Source organism: Bacillus andreraoultii (genome assembly GCF_001244735.1).
GTDB lineage: Bacteria > Bacillota > Bacilli > Bacillales > Caldibacillaceae > Caldifermentibacillus > Caldifermentibacillus andreraoultii.
The window spans coordinates 1017629-1037907 of the sequence record NZ_LN868937.1 but is presented as its reverse complement, the minus strand read 5'-3'; the positions used below and the strand labels follow the sequence as shown (position 1 = coordinate 1037907).

General features: G+C 35.6%; 19 protein-coding genes and 1 pseudogene. 3 read left to right on the top strand and 17 right to left on the bottom strand.

Annotated elements, in window-relative coordinates:
* Nucleotides 1-72: 72 nt before the first annotated feature.
* From BN2144_RS10200 to BN2144_RS10170, 7 genes are all read right to left on the bottom strand, one after another.
* Nucleotides 73-474, bottom strand: coding sequence for a MaoC/PaaZ C-terminal domain-containing protein (locus tag BN2144_RS10200; protein ID WP_033828138.1), 402 nt, complete (start codon nucleotides 472-474; stop codon nucleotides 73-75).
* Complete coding sequence (locus BN2144_RS10195; RefSeq protein WP_033828137.1) at nucleotides 471-920, bottom strand: MaoC family dehydratase N-terminal domain-containing protein; 450 nt, start codon at nucleotides 918-920, stop codon at nucleotides 471-473. The genes BN2144_RS10200 and BN2144_RS10195 overlap by 4 nt, the downstream gene beginning before the upstream one ends.
* 13 nt (nucleotides 921-933) lie before the next feature.
* Nucleotides 934-1698 (bottom strand): 3-oxoacyl-ACP reductase FabG, encoded by a 765-nt coding sequence (gene fabG, locus BN2144_RS10190; protein ID WP_033828136.1) that lies wholly within the window; start codon nucleotides 1696-1698, stop codon nucleotides 934-936.
* A 128-nt stretch (nucleotides 1699-1826) separates the two neighbouring features.
* Nucleotides 1827-3002 (bottom strand): acyl-CoA dehydrogenase family protein, encoded by a 1176-nt coding sequence (locus BN2144_RS10185; protein ID WP_033828135.1) that lies wholly within the window; start codon nucleotides 3000-3002, stop codon nucleotides 1827-1829.
* A gap of 119 nt (nucleotides 3003-3121) precedes the next feature.
* Nucleotides 3122-4711: a long-chain-fatty-acid--CoA ligase gene (locus BN2144_RS10180; RefSeq protein WP_033828134.1), complete on the bottom strand. Its 1590-nt coding sequence runs from the start codon at nucleotides 4709-4711 to the stop codon at nucleotides 3122-3124.
* A 36-nt stretch (nucleotides 4712-4747) separates the two neighbouring features.
* A complete protein-coding gene (locus BN2144_RS10175; RefSeq protein ID WP_033828133.1) occupies nucleotides 4748-5935 on the bottom strand; it encodes a thiolase family protein in 1188 nt (395 codons plus the stop codon).
* A gap of 19 nt (nucleotides 5936-5954) precedes the next feature.
* A complete protein-coding gene (locus BN2144_RS10170) occupies nucleotides 5955-7103 on the bottom strand; it encodes an acyl-CoA dehydrogenase family protein (RefSeq protein WP_033828582.1) in 1149 nt (382 codons plus the stop codon).
* Between the two features lie 270 nt (nucleotides 7104-7373).
* Here BN2144_RS10170 and BN2144_RS19195 point away from each other — a divergent pair.
* Nucleotides 7374-7562: pseudogene (locus tag BN2144_RS19195) on the top strand (ATP-binding cassette domain-containing protein); the annotation flags it as partial.
* Nucleotides 7563-7773: 211 nt separating this feature from the next.
* Here BN2144_RS19195 and BN2144_RS10165 read toward each other — a convergent pair.
* The 6 genes from BN2144_RS10165 to BN2144_RS20980 all read right to left on the bottom strand — a co-directional run bounded on the left by BN2144_RS10165 (nucleotide 7774) and on the right by BN2144_RS20980 (nucleotide 13055).
* Nucleotides 7774-9435: a sigma-54 interaction domain-containing protein gene (locus BN2144_RS10165; protein WP_033828132.1), complete on the bottom strand. Its 1662-nt coding sequence runs from the start codon at nucleotides 9433-9435 to the stop codon at nucleotides 7774-7776.
* Between the two features lie 311 nt (nucleotides 9436-9746).
* Nucleotides 9747-10076 carry a bacillithiol system redox-active protein YtxJ gene (ytxJ, locus tag BN2144_RS10160; protein ID WP_033828131.1) on the bottom strand — a complete coding sequence of 110 codons (330 nt, stop codon included), beginning with the start codon at nucleotides 10074-10076 and terminating at the stop codon, nucleotides 9747-9749.
* Nucleotides 10077-10099: 23 nt separating this feature from the next.
* A complete protein-coding gene (locus BN2144_RS10155) occupies nucleotides 10100-10507 on the bottom strand; it encodes a YtxH domain-containing protein (RefSeq protein ID WP_042337843.1) in 408 nt (135 codons plus the stop codon).
* Between the two features lie 11 nt (nucleotides 10508-10518).
* Nucleotides 10519-10980, bottom strand: a complete 462-nt coding sequence (locus tag BN2144_RS10150; protein ID WP_033828130.1) for a DUF948 domain-containing protein — start codon at nucleotides 10978-10980, stop codon at nucleotides 10519-10521.
* A gap of 427 nt (nucleotides 10981-11407) precedes the next feature.
* On the bottom strand, nucleotides 11408-12835 hold the full coding sequence (locus tag BN2144_RS10140) for an NAD-dependent succinate-semialdehyde dehydrogenase (protein ID WP_033828580.1): 1428 nt from the start codon (nucleotides 12833-12835) through the stop codon (nucleotides 11408-11410).
* Nucleotides 12822-13055: a hypothetical protein gene (locus tag BN2144_RS20980; protein WP_050632280.1), complete on the bottom strand. Its 234-nt coding sequence runs from the start codon at nucleotides 13053-13055 to the stop codon at nucleotides 12822-12824. The genes BN2144_RS10140 and BN2144_RS20980 overlap by 14 nt, the downstream gene beginning before the upstream one ends.
* Between BN2144_RS20980 and BN2144_RS19190 the strand changes: the two genes are divergently transcribed.
* Entirely contained in the window at nucleotides 13055-13588 is a 534-nt protein-coding gene (locus BN2144_RS19190) for a LysR family transcriptional regulator substrate-binding protein (RefSeq protein WP_082195202.1), read from the top strand. The genes BN2144_RS20980 and BN2144_RS19190 overlap by 1 nt on opposite strands.
* On the opposite strand, the gene murC is transcribed toward BN2144_RS19190, so the two are convergent.
* Both murC and BN2144_RS10125 read right to left on the bottom strand, forming a co-directional pair.
* Complete coding sequence (gene murC / locus BN2144_RS10130; RefSeq protein WP_033828128.1) at nucleotides 13512-14828, bottom strand: UDP-N-acetylmuramate--L-alanine ligase; 1317 nt, start codon at nucleotides 14826-14828, stop codon at nucleotides 13512-13514. The two genes, BN2144_RS19190 and murC, sit on opposite strands and share 77 nt — an antisense overlap.
* A 330-nt stretch (nucleotides 14829-15158) precedes the next feature.
* Nucleotides 15159-18278, bottom strand: coding sequence for a DNA translocase FtsK (locus BN2144_RS10125; RefSeq protein ID WP_050632279.1), 3120 nt, complete (start codon nucleotides 18276-18278; stop codon nucleotides 15159-15161).
* Between the two features lie 49 nt (nucleotides 18279-18327).
* On the opposite strand from BN2144_RS10125, the gene BN2144_RS19700 reads away from it, so the two are divergent.
* Entirely contained in the window at nucleotides 18328-18534 is a 207-nt protein-coding gene (locus BN2144_RS19700; RefSeq protein ID WP_139017884.1) for a hypothetical protein, read from the top strand.
* Between the two features lie 322 nt (nucleotides 18535-18856).
* Here BN2144_RS19700 and ytpR read toward each other — a convergent pair whose 3' ends face one another.
* Together ytpR and BN2144_RS10115 are read right to left on the bottom strand one after the other, a co-directional pair.
* Nucleotides 18857-19465, bottom strand: coding sequence for a YtpR family tRNA-binding protein (gene ytpR / locus BN2144_RS10120; protein ID WP_033828127.1), 609 nt, complete (start codon nucleotides 19463-19465; stop codon nucleotides 18857-18859).
* A gap of 4 nt (nucleotides 19466-19469) precedes the next feature.
* The gene (locus tag BN2144_RS10115; protein WP_033828126.1) at nucleotides 19470-20279 is read right to left on the bottom strand and encodes a DUF1444 domain-containing protein; all 810 of its coding nucleotides are present in this window, start codon (nucleotides 20277-20279) and stop codon (nucleotides 19470-19472) included.

Below are 20279 nucleotides of genomic sequence, written 5' to 3'. Positions count from 1 at the left end.
TGATTACTATTTTTGCTCAAAACTTATTACTATTTTGCTAAGCTCCTAGCTCACATGTATGAACCTTTGTTGTTAGTTATACAACTTAAATTGGACACGGCCTTTTACAGCTTCTTTATTGTCTTGTTTAATTGCTTTCACACTAAATATTAAATTGTTATCATTTTTTTCTTCTAAAATAGCTTTTAATGTTAACACATCATTCAAGAAAACCATTCCAGCAAAACGCACTGTATAATCTTCAATAAATCCTTCTTCATAATATGGAGTAAAGAGTTTACTTAAGTTTCCCATCGTCCACATTCCATGAGCAATAATTCCTGGAAGACCCGCTTTCACTGCTTCCTCGTCAATCGTGTGAATCGGATTAAAATCACCTGAAGCACCAGCATATTTAATTAAATCTAATCTTGATACAGGGTCTAATTTAACTTCCAACGTCTCACCAACGTTTAACTCCGTAATTGTGCTCACACATTCAACCCCTTTCGTACCGCTTCTGTAATAATAACTGTCTGTATTTCTGTAAAGATCACATTACCTTTTAAATCTTCACCAACCCGTTTTAAAACAACAAACCCCATTTCGCCATTTTTACCAGTTTTTTCATAATAATCTTCTACAACGGTATAACAATAAATTTCTTCACCAACAATTAATGGACGTTCGTAATGATAAGTTTCCTCCCCATGAATCAAGCCTTTATTTGGTAAATGGACGCCTTCTAATTCGCCATATTCAAATACCCTTGGAAAGGTTGGTGGTGCAATATTCCATCCATACTTGGATTTATGTCCATATTCCTCATCGACATAAATCGGGTGTAGGTCGCCGATTGATTCAGCAAATCGTTTCACTAATAAACGATCTACTCCGTTCTTCACCTTATTACTTTTTTTCCCAATCCATAATTTAGACAATGGAATCACTCCTTTAAGCTTTTGGTCCACCAGCTACATATAACACTTGACCATTGACAAACGAAGATTTTTCATCGGCAAAAAAGGCTACCGCATTCGCTATATCCTCTGGTTTTCCACTTCTTTGCACTGGAATTTCCATAGCACGTGCTTTAATAAAATCTTCAAAAGAGACACCTACCCGTTCTGCCGTTGCTTTTGTCATTTCAGTTTCAATGAACCCAGGGGCTACCGCATTTGATGTGATTCCATATTTACCTAATTCAATCGCTAATGTTTTCGTAAAACCTTGTAACCCTGCTTTGGCCGTTGAATAATTTGCTTGACCACGATTTCCAAGCGCAGATGTCGAGGATATGTTAATAATTCTGCCATATTTTTTCTCAACCATATATTTTTGAGCTGCACGAGCTACATGAAATGAACCTTTTAAATGAACATCCATGACTTGTTGCCAATCATCATCCGTCATTTTAAATAACAAATTATCACGTATGATTCCAGCATTGTTCACGAGAATATCAAGTGATCCATATTTTTCAACGACTTCTTGCACCACCGTTTCTACTTCATTTTTATTGACGACATTCGTTACTTTCGTAAATACTTCATAACCAGATTGGGCAAATTCTGTTGCTGTTTGATCTAGTGCTTCTTGGTTGATATCAATAATTGCAACACTTGCTCCTTCTGTTAAAAAAAGTTTAGCAATTGCTTTACCGATTCCACGACTACCTCCTGTTACAAGTGCCACTCTTCCTTCAAAACGTTTTCCCATTGTGTAACCTCCATTCCCATTCTTTTCGCATGTAAACTTTATTAGAAGGAAATGACTTGATTTGTCACGTTCCTTCCTTTATTTCATCATTAAATTTGTAAAAAACACGTTTGTATTCTAAAGGAATTTTAAATATAATCCCCAATATGAACATGGCCTTTTAATAAGTTACGAGAAATAATCATGCGCTGAATTTCATCTGTACCATCATAAATTCTCCATAGTCGTGCTTCCCTGTACCAACGTTCAATCGGTAACTCTTTTGTATAACCCATTCCACCATGAATTTGTAATACACGATCAACAACGCGGTTACCCATATTGGCTCCATACAATTTTGCCATTGAAGCAAGATGACGATTATCTTCCCCTTGATCTAGTGTAAAAGCAGCATTTAACACTAACCAACGTGCCGCTTCAATTTCAACAGCAGAGTCGGCAATCATCCATTGAATCGCTTGACGATCAGCAATTGGTCTACCAAATGTTTCACGTTCTTTTGAATAATCAATAGCCATTTGAAGTAATCGTTCCGCTGCACCAACTGCCCGAGCGCCGACAATCCATCTCGCAAATCCTATCCACTCTAAACCGAGTTTGTATCCTCCATGTAGTTCACCAAGAATGTTTTCCTCAGGCACTCGTACATTCTCAAACACTAAACTTGCTGGTCCCCATTCACCCATTGTATGAATATATTCGGAGCGCCATCCCATATCTCGATCGACGATGAAACATGTGACACCATCTCTACCCGTTTTTGCATGTTTTTCTTTATCAGTAATGGCGATAACCATAACAAAATCTGCATCATTGCCACCAGTAATAAATGTTTTTTCCCCGTTTAATACCCATTCATCTCCATCTTTCACAGCTGTCATTTGAATATTTCTCGTATCTGAACCCGCACCAGGCTCTGTCATCGCAAAACATGACTTTTTTTCGCCATTGATTGTTGGAATTAAATATTTTTTCTTTTGTTCTTCATTGGAATAATAAAGAATATTATCAGCAGAGCCACCAAAGTTGAACGGGACAAATGTTTTAGAAACTTCCATAGCAACAATTGCCTGCATCATTTGTCCAAGATCTGCCCCGCCATATTCAGCTGGTGTATTAATGCCCCAGAACCCCGCATTCTTTGCTTTTTGTTGAAGTTCCTCTATTTTTTCAGGAGCAAGGCTCGGTCTTCCTTCACGTTCATTTCGTAACACTTCATTTTCTAAAGGAATTAATTCTTTTTCAACAAATTTTCGAATCGTTTCTTGTACCATTTTTTGTTCATCAGTTAATCGTAAATGCATGATCATCGCTCCATTTCTTTTTTATTGTTTATCAAATAACCTCCGATTGAATAAGAGGAATAAGAAACTAAGTACATGGGCAAAAGTGTGAATTCGCTAAAGTGACATGCAATTTCTTGTTATGCACGGATATATTGATCTTTGATTACTCGTTTTAAAATTTTACCAACAGCGGTTTTCGGTAATTCTTTAACAAAATCAATTGATTTTGGAACTTTATATGCAGCTAATCGTTCTTTACAGTAATCGATTAACTCTTGTTCAGTTAGCTGCTCTCCATCTTTCAAAACGACAACAGCTTTCACCGTCTCACCACGATATGGATCAGGGACACCAAAAACTGCAGCTTCCAACACTTTTGGATGTGTATATAAAACATCTTCCACCTCAATTGGATACACATTGTAGCCACTTGCAATAATGAGTTCTTTTTTTCGACCAACAATATAGAAAAATCCGTCCTCATCCATCCTGGCCAAATCACCCGTATAAAGCCAACCATTACGAATCGTTACTTCTGTTTCCTCTAGATTATTCCAGTATCCTTTCATAATTTGTGGACCTTTAATGACAAGTTCTCCTACTTCTCCAATTGGCAATTCCTGTTCTCCTAATGCTGTGTCCACAATTTTAGCATCTGTATTCGGTATCGGAATTCCGATACTTCCTGGCTTTTGCATTCCTTCAATTGGATTCCGATGTGTTACTGGTGATGCTTCCGACAAGCCATAACCTTCAGCAACGGAAGTTCCAGTTACTTTATTAAAACTTGTCATGACTTCTACTGGTAATGGTGCTGAACCACTAATACAAGTCCTTAAAATACTTAAGTCAAATTGCTTTTCTTTGTAATAGTTTAATAGAGCAATATACATCGTTGGCACACCAGGGAATACGGTTGGTTTTGTTTGTTCAATAATCTTTACGACCATCTCTACATCAAACTTTGGTACTAAAATAAGATTTCCACCAATGTAAAATGTCAAGTTCATGCAGCTCGTCATGCCGTAAACATGAAATAATGGGGAAATGGTTAATACTCGTTCCTCACCAAGTTTCGTTTTAGAAATGGATGTAGCTGAACTTTGCAATGTGTTTGCGACTAAATTATAATGCGTCAACATTGCTCCTTTTGACCGCCCTGTCGTACCACCTGTATATTGAAGTACAGCAACATCCTCTTTCGGATTCATTGATACTTCTTCAAACGGGATATTTGTCTCTAAAAAAAGATCATTAAACGTGTTTTGTTCATTTTCAAATGAAACAGTAATAACATTTGTAACAGCTGTTTTATCTTTCACCCCCTCGATTAATGGTTGCATTTGATCTAAAACAAATATCGTTTTCGTGCCTGAATCATTTAATACGTGAAGCAATTCATCCGCTTTGTACATCGGATTAATTTGGACAACTATTGCACCTGCTAGAAGCGATGCATAATAGCCAATGACATATTGTGGACAATTTGGTAGCATCATGCCGACTCGGTCACCCTTTTTCACACCCCTGCGTTGTAAAGAGCTTTCAGCAATTTTGATGAGATGATTTAACTCACTGTATGTAAATGTCTTATGAAAAAAAGTCATTGCGATGTTATTCGGATATTTTTCTACGGATTGTTGAAACAGCTCTAATAGAGTAATTTCTGGGATGTCAATTGTAATTGGATTTCCTTTTGCGACATGTTTGTACCAAAGTTTTTCCATTAATAACCATCCTTTCAAAATTGAAAACTTATAAAGCTAGATTCGTTCAATCATTGTTGCCATTCCTTGACCCCCACCAACACATAATGTGGCGATTCCAAATTGTTGATTTCTTTTCATCATTTCATGCAGTAAAGTTGTAATTATTCTTGCACCAGTTGCACCAACAGGATGACCGAGTGCAATTGCTCCACCATTGACATTAACTTTCTCGTGATCTAACGATAATTCACGTATACAAGCTAAGGCTTGCGCGGCGAAGGCTTCATTTAGTTCAAATAAATCAATATCATGAATGGTTTTCTTTTGCCTTGTAAGCAGCTTTTTTACGACTGGAACGGGACCAATTCCCATTATTTCAGGGGAAACACCAGATACCGCCCAGTCAACAATTTTTGCAAGTGGTTTTAAGCCTAAATCATCTGCTTTTTGTCTTTTCATCATAACTAGTGAACTAGCCCCATCATTTCTTCCACAAGCATTCCCTGCTGTTACGGTCCCATTTTGTTTAAATACCGGTTTTAATGCTGCTAATTTTTCTAAAGATGTATTTCCTCTTGGATGTTCATCTTTAGAAAAAATAAATGTCTCTTTTCTTATCTTTACTTCAATGGGCAAAATTTCTTCTTGAAACCGTCCACTTTCCATTGCTTTCTTTGCTCTAGCTTGGCTTTCAAAGGCAAAATAATCCTGATCTTCTCTTGATATGCCAAATCGTTCAGCAACATTTTCTGCCGTCATTCCCATACTTAAATTCGCCCCATACATCTCATTCGGTTGCTGACCTGCTTCTGTATTGGAATCTACTAAAATAGGAGTTTGTTCTCCAAATCGAGCATTTCTAAGATAAATGGGGGATCGGCTCATACTTTCAGTTCCACCTGCAACAACAATTTCTGCATCACCTAAAAGAATATCTTTTACACCAGATACAACCGCTTGCATTCCCGAAGCGCAAAGTCGGTTCACCATGTATGCTGGCGTTGATTCTGGAATACCTGCCCTTAGAGATGCAACTCTTGCAACATTCGATGATTCGGTTGTTTGCCGGACTTCTCCCATAATGACTTCATCAATCAAATTCCGTTCAATCTGTGCACGTTTGATTGCTTCATTGATGACAAGTGCTGCTAAATGCCCAGAACTTATATTTTTTAAAGAACCACCATCGGATGCAATTGGTGTCCTGACAGCGCTTACGATAACAACTTCATCTCTTGACATGACTTCACCTCTTTCGATCCTAACTAAATTCTTTTACTAACTGTTTAGCAATAATATTTTTTTGAATTTCAGACGTTCCTTCATATATTCTTGTAATCCGTGCATCACGGTAATATCTTTCAATTGGATAATCTGCAATATAACCTAATCCACCATGAACTTGTAATGCTTTATCCGCTACACGATTATATACTTCGGAACCATAGAGCTTTAACATGGCCGCTTCTTTAATCACATTTTGACCTTGATCGACCATCCATGCCACTCGGTAAGTAAATGAACGTAATGCTTCAATTTCTACAGCCATTTCTGCAAGCATATGGGCGACTGCCTGATGTTCAATAATAGGAACGTCGAATTGTGTCCGTTCTAGTGCATAAGTTATTGCCATATCTAATAATTTTTGACTGCTACCTAAATTTCTTGCCGCTAAACCAGCACGACCATTCGTTAATATTTTTAAAGCATTAATATAGCCTTGCCCTTCTTGACCAAGTACGTTTTCCACTGGTACTTCACAGTCTTCTAAGATTATTTCTGCTGAATGGGAACCTTTTAAACCCATTTTTCTTTCTACGGCGCCAATTTGGAATCCTGGAAAATCTTTTTCTACGATGAATGCGGTAATCCCTCGTGCACCTCTTGTTGGGTCGGTCACAGCCATTACTGTGAAAATATCCGCTTCTGTTGCATTTGTAATATAATGTTTTGTCCCATTCAAAATATATTTATCACCTTTTTTAATCGCCGATGTTTTTAAATTCGCTGCATTTGACCCTGCATTCGGTTCCGTTAATGCAAAAGCACCAATTTTCTCACCACGAGCCATTGCAGGCAAATATTTTTTCTTTTGTTCTTCACTTCCAAATTCAACAATTCCAACTGTCCCTATCCCTGTATGAGCACCAATTAATGTTGTGTATCCGTTATGAGTCTGACCAATCTCTTCATAAATGGCGCATTTCCCAACCATCCCAATTCCGAGGCCACCATATTTTTCAGGGATACTTAAACCAAAAAGCCCTAGCTGTTTTGACATTTCAAATATGTTTTGAGGAATTTGGTCCTCCTCTTCAATTCGCATGGCAACGGATTCAACTTCATTTTGAATAAAGTCACGGACACTCGCTTTTAGGAGCAATATTTCTTCATCAAATTGAAAGTTCATCATTCTTCACATCCTTATTATGTGTCACTTATTTATAGTGCAAGAAGCGTGCCAACTATTAAAGATGTTGTCATTTTTAAGGAGACTTCTGTTCAATACGGCAACAAAACAGGACTTATCTAACTCGTAATAAATTTCTAGTACTCAAAATACTCATAATGATATGTTCACTAATCACTTTTGTTTTTTAAAGAAAGAGTGGTTAATTTACTTATGAATTAATTTATAAAATAACTGCTCGATTAGATGATTTAAAAATGGATTAAACAATTCAATTTTGAATTAAGAAAAATGCCAAAAGAAGAATTCGACCAATGTGTTAAAGAAGCTATAAAAATCTTTGGTCTTGTACAATACTTAGACCGTAAACCAAAAGCATTATCTAGTGGTCAACATCAACGGGTTGCTCTTGGTCGTGCCATTGTTCGGGATGCAAAATTATTCTTGATGGACGAACCTTAATAACCCTTCTAGATGACCGTTTGATCCTTTTTCTCCGCGATTTGAGCGTCTTCAACCGTTCTAGAGAGTTTATCGTCTTTGATGCAATGCTGCTAGAGCCTTCCTTGTGTACTGATGCGTATTGGATAGTAGGAATTGGAAAATTTTTACTATCCTATTTGCTAAAAAAAGCTATCCCACTTTATTAATGGAATAGCCCAATCAACCCTTATTCACTTTTTACTTTAATATTATATTTTTTCAACTTTCTCACTACTGTTGGTTGGCTTGTCTGTAATGCTTTTGCAATTTCATATGTATTCTGATACTTTTTCACCGCATTCATTAACATTTTCTTTTCAATATGCTCGACCGCTTCTTTTAACGAGGTTTGTCGTTGATGGACACCTATTATTGAAGATTGATATTCATTTGGAAGATGATGAATAAAAATTCGATCTTGCTGTGTCGTTACGACTAATCGTTCAATTAAGTTTGACAATTCGCGGATATTGCCTGGCCAGTCATATTCAGTAAGAAAGTCAATTAGCTCATAATCAAATTCTTTATGCAATTGATATTTTTGATTATATTTTTTTAGAAACAGATGAATTAATGGAAAAATATCTTCTCGGCGTTCGCGTAAAGGTGGAAGATGGATTGGAATTACATTTAAACGGTAATATAAATCTTCTCGAAACTCACCCCGATCAACCATATCATGTAAATTTCGATTGGTTGCCGCAATAATATGAACATCTATTTTCTTTGGCTTTGTCGCTCCTACCCGCTGTATTTCACCCTCTTGTAATATGCGCAGTAATTTCACTTGTAAATTTAATGGTAGTTCACCAATTTCATCTAAAAAAATTGTTCCTTTATTGGCCAATTCAAACATTCCTGGTTTTCCTTGTCGATTAGCTCCAGTAAATGCTCCAGCCTCATAACCAAAAAGTTCTGATTCGAGTAAATCAGGTGGAATCGCACCGCAATTTACTTTAATTAGTTTACCTGTTTTCACACGATGACTATTTTGAAAAATATAATTCGTTAACACGTCTTTTCCAACACCGGTCTCACCTAATATTAATATCGTCGCATCAAATTTTGCAATTCTCTTTGCCGTTTCATAAATTGTTGTCATTGACTCACTTTGAACAATGATTCCAAATTCCTCTTCATATTTCGAAAGGTCACGGAGTTCGTTTTCTTGTTGTGAATGATCTCTATTGAAATAATTACTATTTTCTGCTTGAATCCGATTTAAGTCTGTTAAATCACGTATATTCGTGACAACCATTTCAATATTTCCTTGTTGATCGAGAACCGGTACCCCTGTTAATAAAGTAATATTGCCTTGGTAACCTTTTTGTACATAGGAAACGGTTTCTTTTTTCCTTAATGCTTCGATTGTAACCGAGTTTTTTAAAATTCCTCGTTTCATTAAATTATTTACGTTTTTCCCTATATAGTATTCTTTCGGGATTCCCGTAATACGCTCAATGGCAGCATTTGTTTTTATCGTTAACCCATCCTTATTTGTGAGATATAATCCATCATATGAGTGTTCAAAAATTACTTCAAGTTGTTCCTTTTGAATTTTCGTTTCCTCTAACCTATTTATTAGATCTGTAATTCCATCTGATTGCATACCGATAAATAAATATTGATCATCATTTATATTACTTTTTAGAAATAAATATTCATGTTCATTAATGGTTCCAAATAGTAAATTTTCGTCGGTTTGATAAGGGATCATAGCGATAAATTCAGAAAGCTGTTGGCCAATATTTAAATTACATTGCTCACGAAATAATTCATTATAGGATAAAATTTCCCCATTCTCATTTGTTATTACGGAAGGAAAAGGAAATTGATTTAATAATTCCATACAGATATCACCTACTCCCCGACATAAAGTTTTTATATTAACAATTCAAAGAAAACTCAAGACTCAAGCCTTAGGAAACCAAAGAGTATTGAGCCGAATGGAAAGAGAGTTTTTCGGCTTTATTGTAATGCTCGAAGCCTTCCTTTTTCGCTTAAGCGTACAAGGAAAGTAAAAGTTTGAAAATTTATACTTTCCTATTAGCTAAAAAAATGTTCATTTTCCCCTTATAAAGAAAGGCTGTCCATTAGAAATCGGTTTTCTTAGGACAAGCCTCCGTTTGTTCGAATTATTTAATTAAGTATATTCAACTTTTAGCTATTTACAATTTCTTCGATTGCAGAAACGGTAATCTTTTGATGGGATGTATGCCATTGTACCAATCCGTTTTTCATATAAAATATTTGAGGTGATTCATGTTTAATTTCGTATTGGTCAGCAATATCATTTGATAATGTCCGACTTTCTTGAACAGTTAAATAATAGCCGTTTATTTTACTATGTTTCGATAAATATTCATTGAATTGTTCAAATGCTCCTTGGCTAATTGGACACGTAAGGCTATGTTTGAAGAGGAAGAAATGACTTTCCTGTTCTAGAATTGTTCGGAGGTCTTGCTTTTCGTATATTTGTTTTAACCCCATTGCCCTTTCCCCTTCCACTTTGATCAATTGTTTTTTAAAGCATCCAATTTTTCATCAATTTCATTCGATAATTCTTCAATTGTTTTTCTTGCATCCTCTAATACTTCTATTGCATCTTCGCCAGTTTTTTTCGTAACCGATTGAACAGCACCAACAAGAACATCGGTTTGTTCTTTAACTGCTTTGGTCATTCGCCCTTTTGCATCACTCGCAAATTCTCGTACATCATTTCCTTTTTGAATGACGATGTTTTTCAGTTCATCGGTTTTATCTAGAGCTAAATATGCTTTTGACTGAAGATCATGACGAATATCTTTGCCAGACTTAGGTGCAAATAATAATGCTGCTAGTGAACCGACAATACCACCAATTATAACCCCAGTTAAGAAATCTTTCGTCTCCTTTGTTTCAGTCGATCTTTTTTCTTCCATATCGTATCCCCCTATTCCTCTTGTTTTTCAATAACAATATGCGTTTCTGTTTGTTTTTTTCGCGCTCTTACTTGTTTCCACTTATCTTTAAACTCCATTGCAATTTTCCCCCAACCGACTACTTGTGATAGTTTTTCCTCATTGGTATATATTTTGTTAATAATTTTATTAGAAATCCCCGTTAATGAATGATTAAATGATTGAACGGTCTTCCCAACTTCTTCTACTGCAATGACTACTGAATCGAGTCTTTTTGATTTTTCACTTAAATCTTCGGCCAAATGATTCGTTGTTTTTAGTAAGCTTTCCGTCTCTCTTGTTACCCCTTGTAATTGCTCTTCTAACCCCTCAACCGTATGTGAAATGTTGTTTAATGTTTGTGTTAATGACTTTAGTGTTTGAATGATATAAATGACTAAGATGAAAAATGCGATTGCAATAACCGCCACACTTATGTATAATACTGCTTCCATTAGATTAACTCCCTTCTACTTTTACCTAGTAAAATCCTTCTTTTCATTCTATTTTAATTAAAACATTTTTACAAAGAAGAATCGAGTCACAAATAAACATTTTGGAAAATTATACGAAATATAGTAGAAAATTAGCATAAAAGGGAAGGTATTTCTTGAATTTCTCATTTTTATTCGGGGGATGACAATATAAAATAACGTAAAGAAAACTCAGGGCTTAAGCAAACAGTGACATCACTGCCATTAATAATAAAGAGGTTATAAATATAAAAAAATTAACAATAAAAATGAAATCTTTCGTCCACAGTTTTGTATCAGACATCTTTTCCACTCCTTTGTTTTGAAGTAAGAAAGGAGGAGAACCTATAGGAGAATATATAGACAAATCCTCCCCCAACGGCCATCCTCTACCTATTTTTATCTAATATTAAAATCCCAATGAAATATATTTCGTCTCCAAATATTCTTCTATCCCTTGATAGCCACCTTCACGACCAAGCCCACTCTCTTTAAATCCACCAAAAGGAGCTTGCGGTGTAGATGGTGCACCATCATTGATTCCGACAATACCATATTCTAGAGCTTCACTTAGTCGAATGGCTTTGCCGATATTCTCTGTAAAGATATAAGAGGCTAAACCGAATGGCGTATTGTTTGCTCTTTTTATTACTTCATCTTCAGTTTCAAAGGTTGTTATTGGTACTAGTGGTCCAAAAGTTTCCTCAGTCATGCATACCATTTGGTCAGTCACTTTTGTTAAGACAGTTGGCTCATAAAAATGCCCGTTACTTCCTTCAACTGATTTTCCTCCTACAACCACTTTTGCCCCTTTTTGAATAGCATCTTGTACTTGCTCATCCACTTTTTCAATCGCAGATAAATCAATTAATGGACCAATATCTGTACTTTCATCCAATCCATTCCCTACTTTTAGCTTTGAAACAGCATTAGCAAACTTTACTGTAAACTCTTCTTCAATCGACTTATGAACATAAATTCGATTTGCACAAATGCAAGTTTGTCCCGCATTTCTAAATTTAGATGTAAGTAAGCCTTGAACTGCCTTATCAATATCGGCATCGTCCATGATGATAAATGGTGCAAGACCACCTAATTCTAACGATATTTTCTTCACTGTGTCGGCCGCTTGCTTCATTAATAATTTACCAACTTCAGTAGAACCGGTGAATGTGATTTTTCGCACTCGCTCATCACGCATCCAAACTTTACCTATTTCACTAGAACTTCCAGTTACGATATTAACGACACCTTTCGGAATACCTGCTTGGTTTGCTAATTCAACAAGTTTAATTCCTGTTAACGGTGTTTGTGTAGCAGGTTTAATTACAATTGTACATCCCGCTGCGAGTGCTGGTGCCACCTTTCGTGTAATCATCGCTGCCGGAAAATTCCAAGGTGTAATTGCTGCAACTACACCAACGGGTTGTTTTCTTATAAAAATTCTTTTATTTGGGTGAGAAGCAGGTACGATATCTCCGTACACCCTTTTTCCTTCCTCTGCATACCAAGAGATATACCCGTTCGCATAACTAATTTCCCCAATTGCTTCTTTTAATGGCTTCCCTTGTTCCATCGTCATCATTTTTCCTAAGTATTCTTTTTGTTCTTCAATTAATGAAAACCATTTAAATAGCAGACGCCCACGTTCTTCAGCCGTTTTTTGTGACCATTCAGAAAGAGCTTCATAAGCTGCGTCGACACAAGCTAGAGCCTCGCCTCCTCCAGCTTTTGGAACAGTTGCAATCACTTCATTTGTTGCCGGATTTATCACCTCGATTTGTTCTAAGTCATCTCCAATCCACACCCCATTAATCAATAATTTATAGTTTTGAATCGTACTCGTTTTCATGCACAACACTCCTTACTTTTTTACTTATATCGTTTATGAATATTATTTCGTTTCTATGATTCTGTTTGGAATTCATAGATTTCCATCGATAATGTGCTAAATATCTCTTTTCAAACAACTCCTGAAAATGACTTTGGATTTGGTCAAACACTGCATCACCAATAAGTTGTTTCTCTTCTTCAGTCCGTCCTTTTCCAAGCTTCAATTAAATTCAGACATTTACCTTTAATATTATTACATCGTAGTAGTGTTGTTGGCCAATACGAACTTATCATAAATGAATTTAATAAAAGAAATCTAGTTCCAAATATTATTTGTGAATACCCAGATGTTGACATTATTTTAGAGATGGTTAGTAATGAAATCGGTGTCACCATCGTACCTGAATCTACCTTGTCCAGAAATAATATTCGTGGTGTTCAAATGCTTCGGATTCAAAATACAAAAATCGTATCAAACTCTGCTATTATCTGGTTAAAAGATCGTTATATCTCCAACAGCGCCAAACATTTTATTCGTCTCTTTCAAAACCCAGATTTTGATCAAGGTTTACATATTGAAAAGGAAATAAAAAAAAGCGGTCCACAAACGCAGCCAACACGATACAATAGCCAGTCTAATCTAGCTATTGTATCGTGTTGGCATTTATGGACAGCTTATTTTATATCGTTTTATGATTATTGGCTAAATATGTTTCGTATGCTTCTTGGTATTTATGAATATCACCAGCACCCATGAAAAGAATTACACTATTGTCAAATGTAGCTAATTTTTCTACATCCTTTTCTTGTAAAATTTGTGCTCCATCGACTTTTGACTGTAAATCATTAATTGATAAGTTCCCGTGATTTTCACGCGCTGAACCGAAAATTTCGCAAAGGAAAACTTCGTCCGCGCCATTCAAACTATCAGCAAAGTCATTTAAAAATGTTTGCGTTCTTGTAAATGTATGTGGTTGAAAAACGGCAACTAATTTTTTATCTGGATATTTTTGTCTTGCCGAATTTAATGTTGCACGAATTTCAGTTGGATGGTGGGCATAGTCATCAATTAATATTTGTGAGCCTATTTTTTTCTCAGTAAACCGCCTTTTAACTCCATGAAAAGTTTTTAAACCTTCACGGATTACTGATGCATCTATATCCTCATAATGGCAAATCGTAATGATGGCTAAAGCATTTAAGACATTATGATCTCCAAATAATGGGATAGAAAAGGTAGAATAATAATTGTTTCGTACAAACACGTCAAAAGTTGTTCCTTCGCTCGTTATTTCTATATTACGAGCTTGAAAGTCGTTTTCGTCACCGAATCCATAAAAGAGAACAGGAACCTTTGCTTGAATTTTCTGTAAATGTTCATCGTCGCCATAAGCAATGATTCCTTTCTTCACCTGTAAAGCCATTTCTTGGAATGCTGAGAATACATCCTCTACATTTGCATAATAATCTGGATGATCAAAATCAATATTTGTCATAATACAGTAATCTGGAAAGTATGATAAGAAATGGCGTCGATATTCACATGCTTCAAACACAAAATACGTCGAGTCTTTAACTCCTTTTCCCGTACCATCCCCTATTAAATATGAAGTAGGTTTTGCTAATTCCATAACATGGGAAAGTAATCCTGTCGTTGACGTTTTCCCATGGGAACCAGTTACTGCGATGCTCGTATAGTTTTGAAGAAAGTCACCTAGAAAACGATGATATCGAATAATAGGAAGCCCTAATTCCTTTGCTCTTTCAACTTCTTCATGTGTATCTGGGAAGGCATTCCCCGCAATTATTGTCATTCCTGGTTTTATATTATCTGCATTAAATGGTAATATTTCAATCCCTAATTTTTCCAAGGCATCTTGAGTAAAGTAATGTTTTTCTACATCTGATCCTTGAACTTGTAGACCCATATTATGAAGGATTTGCGCAAGAGCACTCATCCCGGAACCTTTAATTCCTACAAAATGATAAATAGTCATGTTAGAACCTCCAACAATGTCACTATATAATATGCATTATATGTATAAAACAACTAAATTCGTGTTGTGTCCATCGAATTTAAAACAGCTAATAAATGTACCGATGTATACAATGGTACTCACGAATTTACACTTAAAATATTATAACACTTTATTATTTAAAAAACTATCATCTCTCTTTATATATTATCGATGCCTTCCACAAGTTATTCTTATAGTATATTCATTTCTACTTTGTAAAAGGAGGAGAAAATGTTAGTCTTCTCCTCTTTAATGGTTTAACCATTTCCAACTAAACTTAAAGTCCCATAGCCAAATATGTTTTATCTCTTATAAAAATTCCTTTAGCCGCTCTAAGTCTTCATTTGTCATTAATACATCTCTTGGTTTGCTTCCCCTTGCTTCTGAAATCATACCTTTATTCTCCATTAATTCAATAATTCGTGCGGCTCGATTATAGCCGATTCGGAAATGGCGCTGCAAACTTGAAGTTGAAATATTCCCTTGCTCAAAAGCAAATTCACAAGCTTCATAAAGTAATTCGTCGTTCTCCGCAAAATCAGATTTTCTAATCAGTTCTTCTTGTTCAAATAAATAATTAGGTTCCCCTTGCATTCTTACATGTTCAACCACTTTTTCAATTTCTTCATCAGATATAAATGCCCCTTGCACACGGAAAGGCTTTGCTGTCCCATTCTCAACGAACAACATATCTCCTTTGCCAAGGAGTCTTTCTGCTCCACTTATGTCAATAATTGTTCGTGAATCAATCTGACTAGAAACAGAAAACGCTATTCGAGTTGGGACGTTTGCTTTAATTAAACCTGTAATCACATCGACTGATGGGCGCTGTGTAGCAATTAACAAATGGATTCCACATGCTCTTGCTTTTTGCGCAATTCGGGCTATAGCTTCTTCAACATCATTCGGTGCCATCATCATTAAATCTGCCAACTCATCAATAACAATAACAATATAAGGTAGTTTTTGCTCTTGTATGTCACATTTCTCATTGAATTTCCCTATATCGCGAACACCTGTATGAGCAAATAACTCATATCTTCTTTCCATTTCATCAACAGCCCATTTTAATGCTTGTGTTGCTGCTTTAATATCTGTAATGACCGGACTAATTAAATGCGGAATTCCATTATAAGGTGACAATTCAACCATTTTTGGATCAATAAGTAATAATTTCACTTCATCTGGCTTTGCTTTATATAGTAGACTAATAATAAACGTATTGATGCAAACACTTTTACCAGAACCAGTTGCTCCTGCAATAAGACCATGTGGCATCTTTTTTATATCAGTAATTACTGGTTTTCCTGTTATATCAAGCCCAAGTGCCGCAGTCAAAGGAGAGTTTGCATCATTAAAAGTTGGTTCATTAATAATATCGCGTAAAAAGACAGGACGACTTACTTTATTCGGAACTTCAATGCCTATTGTGTGTTTCCCAGGAATCGGTGCTTCAATCCGGATATCTTTCGCAGCTAGACTAAGTTTTAAATCATCGGTTAAATTTGTTATTTTGCTGACTTTCACACCCAAATCTGGTGATAATTCGAATCGAGTTACAGTCGGACCAACCGCAACATCAACGACTTTTGCCCCTACATGAAAACTACGAAGGGTATTATTCAAAATCGCCTTTTGGTCTTCTATCCATTCTTCACTCAACTGTTCCGTTGTTGTCTTTTTCAAAAACTCTCGTGATGGAAATTCATACGTTTCATACTCATTATTGCTAATTGTTGTGGAAATTTGTTTTTCGGCGTGTACCCATTCCTTTACAGTTGAATGATGGTCATTTCTTGTTATTACACCAGGTTGAGAAGTGCTTATTATGTCATCATTCTTTTCAACAACTATATTGTTATCATCCAATTCCTCTTCCATTGATGCATGAGCTAGCAATGACGATAGGGTTGAAGAGGAAGAGTTTTTATTCGTCTCAATCTTTTCATCATTTTGTGTTGCCGGAATTTGTTTTCGCATTTCTTCATTATTTCTTTTCAAATCTTCACGAGATGGATTTTTTTCGGCAGTCGCTCTTCTTTCATTCCTTTTCTTCCAAAGTTCTCGATCTTTTTTTAACATGATTACATTAAAAGGTAAATGTTTTTTTGGTGTACGTGTTCGATTACTTTGTTCATCCTCATGATTACGCTCTTTTTCAATTTCTTGACTAGTAATCAATGGTTCCGTTTGTTCGTTTTTATCCGTATCCTCATCTATTCCAGGACTTTTCACTTCAGCAATATTCCCGTCTAGATCAATTCTCTCCTCTGTTTCATCTTCCATTTGTTGTATTTCTGTAGATGAATCGATAGATAATTCGTCCCGTACTTCTGCAACTGCTTCATTTTCTTCTACGATTTCTTCTTGTATTCCAACATGCTCGTTAACTCGTGGTCCATTCTTTGCAATATTCATTTCACTGTCTACTAACTCATTCACTTCATCTTGAGCTAAATTTTCTTCCCTTTTCTCTAGACCTTTTTTCTCGTTTTGTTCTAGAATGTGTTCACTTTTATTTAGCTCAATCACTTCATCTTGTGCCAAATCCTGTTCACTTTTATCCATCTGAATCGTTTTATCTTGAACTCTTTCATTTAACGGATTATCCCCATTTTGTCCCTGCTTGCTTTCACTTTCATCTGGCTGATTAAACTCATCTATCTCATAACTGCCTGGATATTTTACTTTTTCAACTTGGGTGAGAATCTCTTGTTGGAATTGTACTTTGTTATCTTCATTTAGCTTTTGTTCATCACTGTTAGATGGAATCTCTAAATTATCTACTGTATGCTGATTTTCTTGTGTCGCTGACCAAAAATTTACGTTTTCTTCAACTTGCGCAGGATTACTTTCATTACAGGCTAATTGTTTCTTTTCATGTATATATGTATTATTTTCTTTTATGTTATTTTCTTCAAAATATACATGAGTCTTTGTTTCATATTCTAATTCAAATGAAGTGAGCTCAAACTCAATAATATCATTTTGTTTCTTCTTTCTTTGAAATCCAAATATAGGTGAAGGAATTTCAGTTGGTTGAAACGGTGTTTTCTTATAATTTTTTTCACTCTCAGTTATTATTTTCTCCTTTGTTTGCGTCTTATTTTCATTAAGCGTAATTTTATGATCAACTTGTTCCGTCCGAATTTCTTCTTTTTCTTTATCCTCATTGAATGAATAACGATTCTTTACATGCCGATTATTTAACAATTCGTGTATATTAGATATACCTTGACTCGTTTGCGGCCGATTTCTTGTTTCCTCATAGGCTTGATGATTAGTTGTTTTTCTATGCGGTAATTTCGGATATTGATAAGCAACCCGTGTCTGCAAATCTTTATTTTGATGATCATCTGGTGTTATACTATCTTCCATCTGGTCTTCTTCATCCCGATAAAATGACAGTAACTTTTTATACCAATCCATATCAATCACTCTTTCTATCAAACATACATTAACATTTTACTATAAAATAATGGGAAGGGAAGAAAAAGAAAGAAAAACACTACCTGTTATGTTGGATAAAGGAGTTTTATTAAATAAAGAGGTGGCAAAAAAAGGGGGAAATCCAAAAACGATGTTCAACAAAAATGATGAAATTTTGAAGCAAAAAAGGAAGAAACGGGTATCTAGACCATTTCGCGGTGAAAATGACGGAAAAGGTCACATAGAGCGGTTATAGAGGCCCATTTCTCGATTAAGAAAAGCCGGACAACCTACACCCGGCCCTTTACTCTCCGTTCATATTAAAAGGTAATTGGAATAGTATACTTTCTTATTTTTTAAAGAAAACTCAGGGCTAGAGCCGTCGTTCTCCGAAAGAGCCTTTTTTCGGCGGCGATGCAACGCTACCGAAGTCTTCCTTGTACACATATGCGTATTGGAAAGTAAAAATTGGAAAATTTATTCTTTCCTATTCGCTAAAAAATTTATACTTTGCTAGTGACCAAAAAAAGAGGCATCCAAAGGTCGAGGATACGACTCTCTAGATAGCCCCGTAATAGTTAAAATTCAAATTTTTGACCAACTGTATATGTGTCGTCTAATACGAGAATCCCTTTTTCTTTTGGAGCGTTCGGTAACTCCAATTCTCTAGCTGAACAAATCATCCCTTGTGATGGAATTCCTCTTAATTCTGCCGGTTGAATAACTACACCACTTGGCATAACCGCACCTAATTTTGCTACAACAACTTTTTGACCTTTATCTACATTCGGAGCTCCACAGACAATTTGTAATGTTTCTTCACCAACATCGACTTGACAAACGCTTAATTTATCTGCTTGAGGATGTTTTTCCTTTTCCTTTACAAAACCGACAACAAATTTAGGTGAAAAATCGGCTTCTAATTTTTCATTAAATCCATGATTGTTAATAATGTTATTCAAACTGTTAACCAGTTCCTCTGTCAGTTGAACTTGTCCTCGTTCTGTTGTAAAAGTTACATATTTAGATGCATTGAATAGATTATAGCCAACAGTTTCCTTCGTTTCACTACAGATTATTTTTACGACATCTTCATTTTTCTCATATGTAAAGTTTTCATTATTTACAGGTTTAAACGATATTAACATTGTATCGCCAATTCCCTCTTTATTGTAAAATATATTCATTCCATTACTCCTTTCTTGTCGGTCGGTTTTTTGCCATAATAAAAATTGGTTCAAGCTTGCCATCTTCATAATAAAAGGACAAAGCGGTAATCGGAATTGATCCCGTTGTATAGAAGCTCATCGTCATTTGTGCTAAAATATCATAGCCCATGTCATTTTTTATGTCAGCAAAAATAAGGACATCTTGATGAGGAATAGATATGGCGAGTGTTCCCTCCACCTTCTCCTCCATTTCTTTCATTAAACCTTCATTTAATATACGGCTAGCGTCATAACCATCATTTGTATTTAAAAAATAATAGTCATTACCGCCAACAGTATCTTTTTTCAGAGGATTTGATAGTGACCTTAAGTTAAATCTTGCTATTTCACGCACCCTATTCGAATCCCAATTTTCCTTTTCAACCATCTTTTCATCAATCAATCGATACGTATTACCTAAATCTAAAGCATAATAAATTCTTGTTTCAGCTGTATGCTCATCGATAAGCAAATCGCCACCGTGATCGGTCTTTTTTGGGAAGGAAGTTGAGCGAATGACTGGATAAATGTTCTTCTCATGTCCAGTCAATTCAATTGGGGCAGCCATCGCTTTTAACGCCTCTTCAACATAATAAACAACTTCATCTATCGCTTGTTCCTTCTTTTTTTCAAATTTACTAATGATAGGTGGTAAAGAAATCGTAATTCCTTTATTTAATTTCGAATCCTCAACTCGTAATTCGTCCCGTTCTCGATTATAAATAATTTTTCGATTTTCACTCGTGAGCCGTTCTTCTAAAATTTCCCTTAACTTTGGGATAGTCATTTTCAT